General features: G+C 69.2%; 11 protein-coding genes. 9 read left to right on the forward strand and 2 right to left on the reverse strand.

Translation table 11 applies throughout. The features are described from left to right. Positions 1-166: 166 nt before the first annotated feature. Together FHT38_RS03470 and FHT38_RS03475 are read right to left on the reverse strand one after the other, a co-directional pair. Positions 167-3,196 (reverse strand): TonB-dependent receptor, encoded by a 3,030-nt coding sequence (locus tag FHT38_RS03470; protein ID WP_183489924.1) that lies wholly within the window; start codon positions 3,194-3,196, stop codon positions 167-169. Positions 3,197-3,389: 193 nt separating this feature from the next. Next, positions 3,390-3,722 carry a cupin domain-containing protein gene (locus FHT38_RS03475; RefSeq protein ID WP_183489927.1) on the reverse strand — a complete coding sequence of 111 codons (333 nt, stop codon included), beginning with the start codon at positions 3,720-3,722 and terminating at the stop codon, positions 3,390-3,392. 261 nt (positions 3,723-3,983) lie between these two features. Here FHT38_RS03475 and kduI point away from each other — a divergent pair, with 261 nt between their 5' ends. The 9 genes from kduI to kdgR all read left to right on the forward strand — a co-directional run bounded on the left by kduI (position 3,984) and on the right by kdgR (position 14,447). After that, the gene (gene kduI, locus FHT38_RS03480; protein ID WP_091721898.1) at positions 3,984-4,820 is read left to right on the forward strand and encodes a 5-dehydro-4-deoxy-D-glucuronate isomerase; all 837 of its coding nucleotides are present in this window, start codon (positions 3,984-3,986) and stop codon (positions 4,818-4,820) included. Between the two features lie 35 nt (positions 4,821-4,855). Continuing rightward, positions 4,856-5,626: a 2-dehydro-3-deoxy-D-gluconate 5-dehydrogenase KduD gene (gene kduD / locus FHT38_RS03485; protein ID WP_254783191.1), complete on the forward strand. Its 771-nt coding sequence runs from the start codon at positions 4,856-4,858 to the stop codon at positions 5,624-5,626. A gap of 63 nt (positions 5,627-5,689) precedes the next feature. Beyond that, positions 5,690-6,577 carry a carbohydrate ABC transporter permease gene (locus FHT38_RS03490; protein ID WP_091721903.1) on the forward strand — a complete coding sequence of 296 codons (888 nt, stop codon included), beginning with the start codon at positions 5,690-5,692 and terminating at the stop codon, positions 6,575-6,577. After that, a complete protein-coding gene (locus FHT38_RS03495; protein ID WP_183489931.1) occupies positions 6,574-7,527 on the forward strand; it encodes a carbohydrate ABC transporter permease in 954 nt (317 codons plus the stop codon). Before FHT38_RS03490 ends, FHT38_RS03495 begins: the two co-directional genes overlap by 4 nt. 13 nt (positions 7,528-7,540) lie before the next feature. Then, complete coding sequence (locus tag FHT38_RS03500; protein WP_183489934.1) at positions 7,541-8,701, forward strand: ABC transporter ATP-binding protein; 1,161 nt, start codon at positions 7,541-7,543, stop codon at positions 8,699-8,701. Further along, a complete protein-coding gene (locus tag FHT38_RS03505; RefSeq protein WP_183489937.1) occupies positions 8,698-10,038 on the forward strand; it encodes an ABC transporter substrate-binding protein in 1,341 nt (446 codons plus the stop codon). Before FHT38_RS03500 ends, FHT38_RS03505 begins: the two co-directional genes overlap by 4 nt. 28 nt (positions 10,039-10,066) lie before the next feature. Continuing rightward, complete coding sequence (locus tag FHT38_RS03510) at positions 10,067-11,218, forward strand: oligogalacturonate lyase family protein (RefSeq protein ID WP_091721916.1); 1,152 nt, start codon at positions 10,067-10,069, stop codon at positions 11,216-11,218. Continuing rightward, on the forward strand, positions 11,218-13,614 hold the full coding sequence (locus FHT38_RS03515; protein ID WP_183489940.1) for a pectinesterase family protein: 2,397 nt from the start codon (positions 11,218-11,220) through the stop codon (positions 13,612-13,614). The genes FHT38_RS03510 and FHT38_RS03515 overlap by 1 nt, the downstream gene beginning before the upstream one ends. A 29-nt stretch (positions 13,615-13,643) precedes the next feature. Next, the gene (gene kdgR, locus FHT38_RS03520) at positions 13,644-14,447 is read left to right on the forward strand and encodes a DNA-binding transcriptional regulator KdgR (RefSeq protein WP_183489943.1); all 804 of its coding nucleotides are present in this window, start codon (positions 13,644-13,646) and stop codon (positions 14,445-14,447) included. Positions 14,448-14,531: the final 84 nt, after the last annotated feature.

Here is a 14,531-nt window from a genome sequence, read left to right on the forward strand (position 1 = left end):
CGGTCGTTGTTGTACCCCGAAACGTCCCTCGACTGCGCGACTTCAGGGCGCGGGCCCGGCCAGGGCAGGGGGCGTCCCGTCCGGGAACCCCCAGCCCTTCCCGGACCCCATGACCAGCGTGCACGTCGAAGAAGGGCTCGCTGGCCGCGGGGAGGGCGGAGGTTCCTCAGAACTTGTAGCTGGCGCCCAGCAGGAACTCGCGGCCGGTGACGTGATAGACCACCGGGCTGTTGCGGGCCCGCGAGATGAACTGGTCGTTCGCCTCGTTGGTCAGGTTGACGCCCTCCAGCGTGACCGTGAGCCGGTCGTTGATCTTGTAGGAGATCGACGCGTCCACGTTGAGCGTGGCGTTCTTCCCTTCGACGTCGTTGTTGTTCTGCCCCGGCACCCGCGTCAGGAAGGACGAGCGCTTGGAGGCCGAAACCCGGGCGCTGAAGGTGTCGTCGTCGTAGTACAGCGTGGCGTTCCACGACTTCGGCGACATGTTGAGCAGGTCGTCGGTGATGGTGGCGTTGCTGGTCGGCGAGACCAGGTAGGTGATCTTCGACTTGACGTAGGTGTAGTTGAGGACCGTGCCGAAATTGCGCCCCCACGACGGCAGGAAGGTGAACGGCTGCTGGTAGTTCAACTCGATGCCGCGCAGCTTGCCCCCCGGGGTGTTGATCGGCGTGGTGAGCTGGAAGACCTCCTCGCCGGTGAAGTTGGACGGCAGCAGCGAGAGCGGCAGGCCGGTCTGGTTGTACGGCGCGTTGGTGCGCAGGCTCTGGATGTAGGTGTCGATGTTCTTCTGGAACACGCCCACGCCGATGAAGGCGTTGCGGCCGAAGTACCACTCCAGGCTGCCGTCGAAGGTCTTGGCGCGGAACGGCTTCAGGTACGGATTGCCGGTGGTGATCGACAAGGTGCCCGTGGTGCTGATGGTGCCGCCCGGGTTGAGGTTGCCCAGCTGCGGACGCGCCATGACCTTGGCCGCGGCGAAGCGCGCGATGAGGTCCTTGGTGAGGTTGGCCGAGACGTTCAGCGCCGGCAGCCAGTCCTTGTACTTCTGGCCGATGACGACCTCGGTGCCGCCGCCGGTGGCCAGGTAGCCAGTGGCCTCCTGCTCGGTGACGACGTAGCGCACGCCGACGTTGCCCTGCATCCGCAGGCCCAGCACGCGGCCCTCGAAGTCCGCCTGCACGAAGCCGCCGCGGTCGCGCTCGACCACCGCGCGGTTGTTGCCGCGCGCATTGCCGTTGGTGATCGAGGACAGGGTGAAGTCGCCCGGTCCGCCCGCCGGCCCGCTCTTGAGGCAGTTGCAGTAGATGTCGTAGGCGGCGGCGATGGCGTTGAGGTCGGGAATGACCCAGGACGTGGGCGTGCCCGCCGGCAGGCTCAGTCCGCGACCGAAGTTGGTCAGCATCGTCGTCAGCACGCCCGATCCGGCCGCCGGCGAGAAGATGGTGTCGTTCTGGTTGATGCGGCGGAATTCGTAGGTGTCGAAGCTGTACTTCTTGTAGTCGTAGCCCGCCTTGAGGGTCAGCGTGTCGGGCAGCACCTCCCAGGCCAGGTCCAGGTGGGCGATGTCGTTGCGGTTGTTGGCGCCCTGCGGCCGGATGCGGACCTCGCTGGTGGTCGTGTTGGCGACCGTGGTGGGCTGCGTGCCGGAGCTGACCTGCGGCACGCCGACGATCTGCAGCGCGCCGTTCGATACCGTCGGGTCGAACGGGTACTTGATGACCGGCAGGCGGTCGTCGTTGCGGAAGTCCAGCGTGTAGCCGTTGACGTTGAGCGCATCCAGCGTGACCGTGGTCTGCACCGGGTTGCGGAACTTGGAGTCCGCGCGGCCCACCTTGGCATTGAGCTTGAGGTGGTCGGTGAGCTCCTGCTCCAGCGTCAGGCTGGGCTGGCGGAAGGTGGTGGTGAGCTCGTCGTAGCGCGACTCGGCGCGGATGTCGACGCCGTTGAAGACGCCGTACTGGAGCGCGCCGTTGGGCGCGTACTGCGCCTCCACGACGCTGGTCTGCGGCTTGCCGCCCTGGCTCGCGGTGCGGCTGAAGGAGATCGCCTCGAGGAAGTCCTCGCGCCGCGTCGCATCCAGCTTCGAATACAGCATGTCGAAGGTGAGCAGCGTGCGGTCGGTGGGCTTGAACTGCACCGAGCCGGTCAGGCCCAGCCGGTCCTGGTCGTGGGTGAGTCGGCCGTAGCGCGGCAGGCGCGGGTGGAAGTTGTCGGCGCTGCTGGCCAGGCTGTAGGCCGAGCTCGCGCCGGCGGACGCCGGCAGGCGCGGCACGCCCTGCGCGGCGGGGCCGCAGTTGGCCGCGGTGGTGGCGGGATTCGCGGGCGTCGTGCCCTGCGGCGAGCACCAGCCGCCCGAGGACGGGCCGTTGTCCCAGCGCACCGTGGAGAAACCTTCCTCGAACAGGCGGCGCTTCGAGTACGCGCCGGACACCAGCACGCCCAGCCGCTTGTCGAGGAAGACGTCGCTGATCAGGAAGGCGGCGCGCGGATCGGTCTCGCGCGCCAGGTCGTTGTAGCGCGCCTTCACCGAGGCGGTGATCACGCGCTTGTTGAAGTCGAAGGGCCGCGCCGCCTGCAGGTCCACCGTCGCGCCGAGCGAGCCTTCGTCCACTTCCGCCGAGCTGCTCTTGCGCACGGTGATGGTGTTGAAGAGCTCGGAGGCGAAGACGTTGAAGTCGAAGCCGCGCGAGCGGTTGGCGCCGCCGGAGCTGTCGGTGCCGCCCGTGGTGGCGAGCGCCTCGATGCCGTTGATGCGCACCCGGGTGAAGTCGGCGCCCAGGCCGCGCACCGTGATGTTGCGGCCCTCGCCGGCGTCACGGTCGATCACGACGCCGGGAACGCGCTGCAGCGATTCGGCCAGGTTGGTGTCGGGGAACTTGGCGATGTCCTCGGCCTTGATGACGTCGACGATGCCGCGGTCCTGGCGCTTGGCGTTCAGCGCGCTTTCCAGCGACGCCCGGATGCCGGTGACGACCACCGTCTCGAGCGCCTTGTCGCTGGCGGCGGCGGAGGCCGCCGGCGCGGCCGGTGCCGGGGCGGCCTGGTCCTGGCTCCAGGCGGGCAGCGTGAGCGTCGCCGTGCCCAGCAGGCAGGCGGCGAGGCGGGTCAGGCGGGGCGTGGGCGACGCGGCGCGATGCGCGCGGCGCTGACGATCGGACGAGGTCGTCCCGAGGCGAGTCCCATGACGGTGGGGCATGACGTTGTCTCCAAGGTGCTTCTGCGGCCGCGGGCTCGGGATCGTGGCCCTCGCTCTCGCGGCATCGGTCGGTCGCGGGCGCACGCAGGGCGCCGGCAGGTCGGGAGCGGCCGTCGCTGCAGTGCGATCGCCGCCTCGGTACTGCGGATGTCTGCGATCCGCGCCGCGCGCGGACCCTGGGGTCAGGTCGGGGTCAGAGGTAGTCCTCGCGCCGTGGCGAGAACTGGTCCAGCAGCGTGCTGCCGGGCTCCAGCGCGACGACGCCATGCATCGTCAGCCGCGGCGCGACGAAGGCATCGCCCGGCTTGAGCGTGCGTTTCACGCCGCCGACCTCGCAGGCGAAGGAGCCGCTCAGGACGAACGCGATCTGGTCATGCGCGTCGTGCGCATGCGGCGTCCCGATCGCGCCTTCGTCGAACTGCACCAGCACCGACATCAGCTCCGGCGTGTGGCCGACGACCTTGCGGCGGATGCCGTCGCCGAGCTCGGTCCAGGGCGCGTCGTCGTTCAGGAAATACGGATTCATCGGGGCGGTCTCCTCGCGATCCCGGCAAGCGCCGGTGCGGCTGGCGCCGGGAGGGCCCCGGCCGTCGTTGCGAGCAACTATAGCGACGTCGCGAAAAATTGAAACAGCGGTTCACTACATAGAAACCATAGTTCCGGGAAAGTCCGCAGGCCCGTACGCTTCGCTCCCATCAGTCGCCGGAAGCACCCCGATGCCGGGTGTTTCCTTCCGCCGCCGCGCGAAGGCGCGCGGCACGGACACCCCCACCGCACCGAGGAAGACATGGACATCCGCCAACCCATCCACAGCGAGCATGCCCGCACGCTGGACACCGAAGGCCTGCGCCGCCAGTTCCTGGTCGAGGACCTGTTCCAGCCCGACCGCGCGACGCTGACCTACAGCCAGATCGACCGGATCATCGTCGGCGGCATCATGCCGGTGACCCAGCCGGTGACCTTCTCGGCGGACCTGGGCAAGCACACCGGCACCGACTACTTCCTGCAGCGCCGCGAGCTGGGGCTGATCAACATCGGCGGCGCGGCCCGCGTCTTCGTGGACGACACGCAGTACGAAGTCGGCCCGCGGGAGGCGCTCTACATCGGCCAGGGCGCGAAGATCGTCGAGTTCAAGAGCGTCGACGGCGCCAACCCGGCGAAGCTCTACTTCAACTGCGCGCCGGCCCACACGTCCTATCCGACGCGCAAGGTCACGCTGGCCGAGGCCTCGCCCGAGACGCTGGGCGCACCCGAGACGAGCAACCGCCGCACCATCTACAAGTTCCTCGTGCCCGACGTGCTGCCGACCTGCCAGCTGCTGATGGGCATGACGCAGCTGGAGCCGGGCAGCCTCTGGAACACCATGCCCTGCCACCAGCACGACCGCCGCATGGAGGTCTATTTCTACTTCGACATGAAGGCCGACGCGGTGGTCTTCCACATGCTGGGCGAGCCGACGCAGACCCGCCACCTGGTCGTGCGCAACGAGCAGGCGGTGATCAGCCCGAGCTGGTCCATCCATTCCGGCGTCGGCACCCAGGCCTACACCTTCATCTGGGGCATGGTCGGCGAGAACCAGGTCTTCAAGGACATGGACCACGTGCCGATGACGACGCTGCGCTGAAGCGCCGCGCCTGGCGACCCCACCCGACCAAGGGAATGAACGAGATGATCCTGGACAACTTCCAACTCGATGGCCGCGTGGCCATCGTCTCCGGCTGCAACACCGGGCTGGGGCAGGGCATGGCGGTGGCGCTGGCGCAGGCCGGCGCGCACATCGTCGGCGTCAACGTGTCCGACCCGGTCGAGACCCGGACCGAGGTCGAGCGCCTGGGCCGGCGCTTCCTGGACCTGCGCGCCAACCTCGGCGACATCAGCTGCATCGAGGGCCTGGTGGCCGAGGCCAAGTCGCTGACCGGCCGCGTCGACATCCTGGTCAACAACGCCGGCATCATCCGGCGCGAGGATGCGATCCGCTTCAGCGAGAAGGACTGGGACGACGTCGTCGACCTCAACCTCAAGACGGTGTTCTTCTTCTCGCAGGCCGTGGCCAGGCAGTACCTCGCGCAGGGCGGCGGCGGCAAGATCATCAACGTGGCGTCGATGCTGTCCTTCCAGGGCGGCGTGCGGGTGCCCTCGTACACCGCCAGCAAGAGCGGCGTGATGGGCATCACCCGGCTGATGGCCAATGAATGGGCGGCGCACGGCATCAACGTCAACGCGATCGCGCCCGGCTACATGGCCACCAACAACACCGCCGCGCTGCGCCAGGACGAGAGCCGCAACGCCGCGATCCTGGACCGCATCCCGGCGGGCCGCTGGGGCGTGCCGGACGACCTGGCCGGACCGGTGGTGTTCCTCGCCTCCAAGGCCTCGGACTACGTGAACGGGTATACCGTCGCGGTCGACGGCGGGTGGCTCGCCCGCTGACGCCATGTTCGGCGCGACGGGGTCCGCAGAGGCCCCGCGCGCCCGCCGACGGAGACACGGCTCATGTATGAGAACAAGCGACTGGGCTTCCTGTTCGTCCTGCCTTTCGTGCTGGGCGTGCTGCTGTTCAAGCTCTTCCCCTTCGTGATGAGCTTCGCGCTCAGCTTCACGCAGTACGACCTGATCGACCCGCCGCAGTTCGTCGGGCTGCGCAACTACGAGGAGCTCGCCACCGCGGACCCGCTGTTCCGCAAGTCGCTGGGCGTGACGCTGCTCTTCGCGCTGCTCGCCGTGCCGTTGCGGGTGGGCTTCGCGCTGTTCATCGCGCACGTGCTCAATTTCAAGCTGCGCGGCATCAACTTCTTCCGGGCGGCGTTCTACATCCCGTCCATCCTCGGCGGCTCGATCGCGGTGGCGGTGCTGTGGCGCTTCGTCTTCGCGCGCAACGGGCTGGTGAATCTGGTGCTGGTGAAGCTGGGCCTCGAGCCGATCCCGTGGCTTGCCGACGAGCATTACTCGATGTGGACCATCGTGCTGCTGTTCACGTGGCAGTTCGGCTCGGCGATGGTGATCTTCCTGGCGGCGCTGCAGAACGTGTCGATCTCGCTGTACGAGGCGGCCGAGTGCGACGGGGCCAGCAAGGCCCAGCAGTTCTGGAAGATCACCGTGCCGCTGATCACGCCGGTGATCTTCTTCAACGTGATCATGCAGATGGTCCACGCGTTCCAGGAATTCAACGGCCCGTACATGATCACCGAGGGTGGCCCGCTGCACTCGACCTACGTGCTGGCGCTCTACATCTACGACCAGAGCTTCCGCTTCTTCAACCTGGGCTACGGCGCGGCGCTGTCGTGGGTGCTGTTCGCGCTGGTCGGCGGACTGGCGGCGCTGTCCTTCTGGAGCTCGAAGTACTGGGTCTTCTATTCGGGCGAGAAGGAGTCGAAGCGATGAGCCGCCTTCCCACCCCTCGGCGCCGCAGTACGCCCCTCCAACCCCCTCTCCCGCTTGCGGGAGAGGGCGGGGGTGAGGGCAGCGGTCATGGCACCGCGCCCACCCTGACCCTGGGACGCGATCGCGGCAACCGCCCGCTGCGCTACCTGGCGCTGGCCGCGGTCGCCATCGTGATGCTCTATCCCCTGCTGTGGCTGATCGGCGCCTCCTTCAAGAGCAACGCCGAGATCTTCAGCTCCGCCGGCTTCTGGCCCGACCGCTTCGACTTCGGCGCCTACGCCAAGGGCTGGAAGACCAGCACCGAGTACACCTTCGCGACCTACTTCCTGAACAGCTTCCTGATCACGATCCCGCGCATCGTCGTGACGGTGATCTCCTGCGTGCTGGTGGCCTACGCCTTCGCGCGCTTCGAGTTCTGGGGCCGCAAGCTGCTGTTCAGCATCATGATCGCCACGATGATGCTGCCGCTGATCGTGCTGCGCCTGCCGCAGTACCTGGTGTTCCGCGAGATCGGCTGGCTGGACTCCTACCTGCCGCTGATCGTGCCCTCGGCCTTCGCCACGGACACCTTCTTCGTCTTCATGCTGGTGCAGTTCCTGCGCGGCATCCCGCGCGACATGGAGGAGGCCGCCCAGATCGACGGCTGCAATGCGCTGCAGCTGCTGTGGCACATCATCGTGCCGCTGCTCAAGCCGGCCATCATCTCGGTGATCGTCTTCCAGTTCATCTGGACGATGAACGACTTCATGGGCCCGCTGATCTACCTGGCCTCGGTGGAGAAGTACCCGGTCTCGCTGGCGCTGAAGATGAGCATCGGCGCGACCGAGGAGGTCGAGTGGGCCAACGTGATCGCGATCTCGGTGGTGGCGCTGATCCCGTCGATCGCCGTGTTCTTCGCGGCGCAGAAGCATTTCATCGAGGGCGCGACGTCCTCGGGCGTCAAGGGCTGACAAGGACATCGGCATGGCAAGACTGAGCCTCAACAAGGTCGAGAAGGTGTACCCCAACGGATTCAAGGCCGTGCACGGCGTGGACCTGGAGGTGCGCGACGGCGAATTCATGGTCTTCGTCGGCCCCTCGGGCTGCGCGAAGTCGACGCTGCTGCGGATGATCGCGGGGCTGGAGAGCATCACCGGCGGCGAGCTGCGCATCGGCGACCGCGCCGTCAACGCGCTGGCGCCCAAGCAGCGCGGCATCGCGATGGTGTTCCAGAACTACGCGCTGTATCCCCACATGAAGGTCTACGACAACCTGGCCTTCGGCCTGAAGCTGGCGGGCACGCCCAAGGCCGAGCTCGACCAGCGCGTGCGCCATGCCGCGAAGCTGCTGGAGATGGAGCACCTGCTGGACCGCTATCCGAAGCAGCTGTCCGGCGGCCAGGCGCAGCGCGTCGCGGTGGGCCGGGCGATCGTGAAGAAGCCGGACGTCTTCCTCTTCGACGAGCCGCTGTCCAACCTCGACGCCAAGCTGCGCGCCGCGATGCGGGTGCGGCTGACCGAGCTGCACCGCACGCTGCGCGACAGCCAGCAGCCCGCCACCACGATCTACGTCACCCACGACCAGGTCGAGGCGATGACGATGGGCGAGCGCATCTGCGTCCTCAAGGAGGGCGTGATCCAGCAGGTCGACACGCCGACGGCGCTCTACGACCGGCCGGCCAACGCCTTTGTCGCCGGCTTCATCGGCTCGCCGGAGATGAACCTGCTCGAGGCGCGCCTGCAAGCCACCGACACCGGGCTGGCCGTCGAGGTCGGCGGCGCGCGGCTGCCGCTGCCCGCGGACAAGGCAGCGGGCATCGCGGCGCTGCCGCGCCTGGCGGATGCGGCGGTGACCTTCGGCCTGCGGCCGGAGCACATCGGCCTGGCGCCGCGCGTGCAGGGCGACAGCGTCGGCGTCACGGCGCGGCTGCGCTTCACCGAGCACATGGGCTCGGAGGTCTACCTGCATGCAGAGCTGGGCGCGCTGCCGATCACGGCGCGCATCCCGGCCGAGCAGGCGATCGCGTTGCAGGGCCTGGCGCGCGGCGACGCGATGACGCTGCATCTGCAGCTGTCGGCCTGCCACCTCTTCGACGCGGGCAGTGGCGTGAACCTGATGTCCGCCGCGCTGGGGACGCGCGCATGAGCCTGCCGAGACGACAGGTGCTGGGCCTGGCGGCAGGCGGCGCCGCGGTCGCCGCCGCGGGGCTGGGCGCCGCGCTGACGACGCCGGCGGTGCTGCGCGCGCAGGACAAGGCCACCGTGCTGCGCTTCGCCTGGTGGGGCGGCGCGGGCCGGCACGAAGCGACGCTCAAGGCGCTGGCGCTTTTCGAGCGCCGCCACGGCGTGCGGGTGAAGGCCGAGTACATGGGCTTCAACGGCTACCTGGAGCGCCTGACGACGCAGATCGCCGGCGGCTCCGAGCCCGAAGTCATGCAGATCAACTGGGCCTGGCTGGCGATGTTCAGCAAGCGCGGCAACGGCTTCGCCGACCTGCACCGGCATGCGGCGCTGCTGGACCTGGCCCAGTTCGACCGGGAAGACCTCGCGTATGGCGAGGTCGCGGGCAAGCTCAACGCACTGCCGGTGTCCTTCAGCGCGCGGGTGATGCTGTGGAACCAGGCGGCCTTCGATCGTGCGGGCCTCGCGCTGCCGCGCAGCTGGGACGAGCTCTTCGCCACCGGACCGGCCTTCCGCCGCCTCCTGGGCCAGGACGCCTACCCGCTGGACGGCGAGCTGTACGACATGATGCTGCTCTCCCAGGCCTGGGTGCAGCAGCGCCACGGCACGCCCTATGTCGATCCCGCGTCGCCGCGCGTGGCGATGAACGAGGCGGCCGCGCTGGACTGGGTCCGCATCTACAAGCGGCTCGTCACCGAGCACGTCGCCACGCCGCTGCCGCTGCGCGCGAGCCTGGGCGGCGCGGAGAAGCCGACCGAGCAGCAACCCGACTGGGTGGTCGGCCGCTGGGCGGGGAACTACACCTGGGACTCGGTGATCGGGCTGCGCGCGTCGACGCTGGACAAGCAGCAGAAGCTGGTGCTGGGCGACTTCCCGACGCTGCCCGGCGCGCTGGACAGCGGCATGTTCGGCCGACCCACGGTGATGTACGCGGTGAGCCGCCATGCCGAGAAGAACGGCCGGGCCGAGCTGGCCGCGCGGCTCGTCAACTTCCTGCTGACCGACCCCGAGGCCGCGACGGTGCTCGGCCGCACGCGCGGCCTGCCGTCGGCACGCGGCCCCTTCGAGCAGCTGAAGGCGGCCGGCACCCTGCCGCCGCTGGAGGTCGCGGCGCATGAGCAGATCAAGGCCCAGCGCGAGTCGGGCCGGCTCAAGCGCCCGGCGCCGCTGTTCGAGCATGCGCGGCTGCACAAGTTCATGCGCGAGGTCTTCGAGACCGTCGCCTATGGCAAGACCACCGAGGTCGACGCCGCGCGCCGTCTGGTCGCCGAAGGCCAGGCCCTGCTGCAACGGATCAAGTGAACCTGTCTTCCCGAGGATCAAAGCGACCATGAAAGCCACCGAACGCCAGCTGCGCTTCGTCACCCGCGAGGACCCCGATACCGGTGCGCGCGTCACCCGGCTCACGCCCACCGACGTGACCTGCCACCGCAACTACTTCTATCAGAAGTGCTTCACCAACGATGGGCAGCGGCTGATCTTCGGCGCCGAGTTCGGGCCCGGCTCGAGCTGGAACTACCACCTGCTGGACCTCGGCTCGCAGGTCGCGACGCAGCTCACCGACCAGGCGGGCGAGAACACCTTCGGCGGCTTCCTGAGCCCCGACGACCAGCACCTGTACTTCGTCCGCGCGGAGCGGCGCCTGATCCGCCTGGCGCTGCGCGACCTGAGCGAGGAGGTCGTCTACACCGTGCCCGAGGGCTGGGTGGGTTACGGCACCTGGGTCTCGAACAGCGCCTGCACGAAGATGGTCGGCATCGAGATCGCCGCGAGCGACTGGTTCCCGCTCAGCGACTGGCAGAAGTTCCACCAGATGTTCCATGCGAAGCCGCGCTGCCGGCTGATCCGCATCGACCTGGCCACCGGTGCGCGCGAGGTGATCCTCGAGCAGCAGGGCTGGCTGGGCCATCCGCAGTACCGACCCGGCGACGACCACACGGTCGCGTACTGCCACGAAGGGCCGCACGACCTGGTGGATGCGCGCATGTGGTTCGTCGACGAGGACGGCGGCAACGTCCGGTGCGGGCGGCGTCAAGACAAGGGCGAAAGCTGCACCCATGAGTTCTGGGTGCCCGACGGTTCCGCGATGATCTACGTCTCCTACCTGAAGGGGCAGCGCGATCGATGGATCTGCGCGCTCGATCCCATGACGCTTCAATCCCGGCGCCTCACGAAGATGCCACCGTGCTCGCACCTGATGAGCAACCACGACGGCACGCTGCTGATCGGCGATGGCTGCGACTCGCCGGCGGATGTCGCCGACACCGGCAGCCACCAGATCGCGACCGATCCCTTCCTGCACCTGTTCGACCTGAAGGCCGGCACCGAACGGCGCGTGGCGCGGCATGACAGCTCGTGGCGCGTCTACAAGGGCAACCGGCAGGTCACGCATCCGCATCCGTCGTTCACGCCCGACGAGCGGCAGGTGCTGTTCAGCGCCGATGCCGAGGGCGAGCCGGCGCTGTACCTGGCGGACCTGTGATGCGGGGCTGGCGCGGCGCGGTGATGGCGGGGCTGTGCGTGGCGGCGCTGCAGGCCGCGTGGGCGCAGGACCGGCCGCAACTCGGTGACGACGCGGCCGCCCAGGCCACGGCCGCGCGCTACCTCGGCGATTGGCGGCCGCAGACGCTCGATCCCGCGCGCTGGACGCCGACCTTCGTCGTCGCCGCCGACGGGAGCGGCACGCACCGCACGCTGCAGGCCGCGATCGACGCCTTGCCGGCCAAGGGGCAGGGCGGATCGGCGGCCCCGGTGCGCGCCTACGTGCTCGTCAAGCCGGGCACTTATCGCGAGCCGCTCTGCATCCAGGACAAGGCGCCGTTCACGCTGTACGGGGGTGGTGATCCCGCCGAGGTCGTGATCGTCGAGGGCCGCTACAACGCGCTGCCGAAGGCGCGTGGCGCCGTCGCGCACCGCTGCATGCCGCTGCTCGACGCGGAGACTTTCGGGACACCGGGCAGCGCCAGCGTGATGCTGTTCAGCGATGACGTGCAGCTCGCGCGGCTGACCATCGCCAACGATGCGATGGACCACGTGCGCGCCGGGCAGGGCTACCCGCCCGGCGTCGGTGAGAGCGGCGGCGCGCAGGCCGTCGCGCTGATGACGCGCGGCGACCGGATCCAGCTGGAGCAGGTGCGGCTGCTCGGGCACCAGGACACCTTCTATGCCGAGCGCGCCAGTGAGGACCTCGCGAGCGAGTCGCGCGTGTTCGTGCATGCCGGCGAGATCCGCGGCGACGTCGATTTCATCTTCGGCGGCGCGACGCTGGTGATCGACGACAGCGTCATCGTGAGCCGGGCGGGGCGGCGCTCGCCGGGGCAGGGCGGCGTCGTGCTCGCGCCCAGCACGCCCGATGGCGTGCCGCGCGGCTTCCTCGTGCAGGGCACACGCTGGGTGGCGGAGCCCGGCGTCGCGCCGGGCAGCGTGCGCCTGGGCCGGGCCTGGGACCGCGGCGTGAAGGCTGGAGAATGGCGCCGGTCGCCGTCGACGCCCAACGGCCAGGCGGTGATCCGGGACAGCCAGCTCGGTCCTCATCTGACGGCCTGGGCGGCCTCGACCTCGCGCCGCCCTTTCGCCGCGACCGGCGAAGCGGCCAACCGCATGGCCGAGTACCGCAATGTCGCGTCGACCGCCGCGTCGCCAGCCGCGTCCCCCGACGCGGTGCCCGCCGCGGCCTTCGACGCGATCGCGCCCGGCGATGGCTGGGCCTCGATGAACGGCGGCACGGCAGGCGGCGCGAAGGCGAAGGCCGAGGCCATCCGCGTCGTGCGCACGCGGGCCGAGCTCGATGCCGCGCTGGCGCTCGGCGACACGCCCAAGCTGATCGCGCTGGCGGCGCGCATCGACCTGGCGGCGGACGCGTCCGGCCGCCCGCTGGGCATCGAGGATTTCCGCGATCCGGCTTTCGATCTCGACGCCTTCGCGCGCCAGTACGACCCGGCGACCTGGGGTCGTCGCCCGCCCGAAGGGCCACTCGAGGAGGCGCGCAAGCGGTCCGCGCGGCGCCAGGCGGCGCAGGTCGTCGTCAAGGTGCCGTCCAACACGACGATCGTCGGCCTCACGCCCGATGCCGGCTTCGACAACGGCTCGCTGATGCTGGAGAAGGTCTCGCAGGTGATCCTGCGCAACCTGCGTTTCTCCGATGCCTACGATTTCTTCCCCGCCTGGGACCCGAACGACAACGGGCATGGCGAATGGAACTCCGAGTACGACACCGTCTCGCTGCGCGAGGCGACGCAGGTGTGGATCGACCACTGCGTCTTCGACGACGGCGCCCGGCCCGATCCGCGCGAGCCGGTGGTGCTCGGCCAGCGGATGCAGCGGCATGACGGCTTGCTGGACATCACGCGGCGCTCCGACTTCGTGACCGTGTCCTGGAACGTCTTCCGCCGCCACGACAAGACCATGCTGATCGGCGGCGGCGACGGCCATCGCGACGACCGCGGGCACCTGCGCGTCACGCTGCATCACAACCTGTGGGAGCAGGTGAAGGAGCGCGCGCCGCGGGTGCGCTACGGCCAGGTGCATGTCGCCAACAACCTCTACCTGCCGGCGCCGGCGGGGGACTATCCCTACGCCTACTCGATCGGCGCGGGCCTCGAGTCGCAGGTGCTGAGCGAGGCCAACGCCTGGGAGGCGGCGGCCGGCATCGCGCCGGGGCGGGTGGCGCGGCTGCTCAAGGGCGACCGGATCGAGGACCGCGGTTCGCGCTTCAACGGCGATCCGGTCGACCTGGTGGGCATGCTTCGTGCCGCGAATCCGGACCGGTCGGTCGCCGGCGAGGCCGGCTGGACGCCGCCGTACCGTCTGCCCATCGAGGCCGCGACCGAGGTGCCGGCCCGGGTTCGCGCGGGCGCGGGCACCGGCCGGCTGTGGTGAAATCTTCCCTTTCCAGGAACACGTTGCGCATGGATGACGATCTGAACGATGGCAAGCAGCAGCCCGAGTCGGTGGCCGCGGTGCTCAAGGTCTTTGCCATCCTGCAGGCCCTGTCGGAACGCAGCGACACCGGCATCTCGGAGCTCTCGGTGCGCCTGGCCATGCCCAAGGCGACGGTCTACCGCTTCCTGCAGACGATGAAGACCCTGGGCTACGTGCACCAGGAGTCCGACAGCGAGCGCTACGGCCTGGCGATGAAGGTCTTCGAGATCGGCGCCAAGGCGCTGCAGTATCCGGACCTGGTCGACCTGTCCAAGCACCACATGCAGATGCTGGCCGACGCCACCGGCGAGACGGTCCACCTGGGCACGCTGATCGACAGCGAGATCATCTACGTCCACAAGGTCGACTCCCGGCACATGCTGGGCATGTACTCGCGCATCGGTCGCCGCGCGCCGCTGCACTGCACCGCGATCGGCAAGGTGCTGATGGCCTGGGAGCATCCGGAGCGCCGCGCGCGCGTGCTGGCCGGCGCGGAGTTCCAGCGCTTCCGCGACAAGACGATCACCGAGCCGGCCGCCTTCCAGGCCGAGCTGGAGCGGGTGAAGGCGCAGGGCTTCGGCGAGGACCGCGAGGAATTCGACGACCACATCCGCTGCCTGGGCGTGCCGATCTTCGACCGGCTGGGCCAGCCCATCGCCGGCATGAGCGTGAGCTTCCCCACCTTCCGCTACGACGAGGCCAAGGCGCCCGAGGTGGTGGCGATGCTGCAGGCGGCCAGCCGCGACATCTCGGCGCGGCTGGGCTGCGCGAAGTTCCCGCTCGACCCCTGAACCCGGGCGGCTCAGGCACGGGACAATCGCGGCCTTCTTCGTTCCCGTCCCATTCCCTTTTCGCGCTGCATCGGCGCGACACCG

This window comes from Mitsuaria sp. BK041, assembly GCF_014193085.1.
In the GTDB taxonomy this organism is placed as follows: Bacteria; Pseudomonadota; Gammaproteobacteria; order Burkholderiales; family Burkholderiaceae_C; genus Roseateles.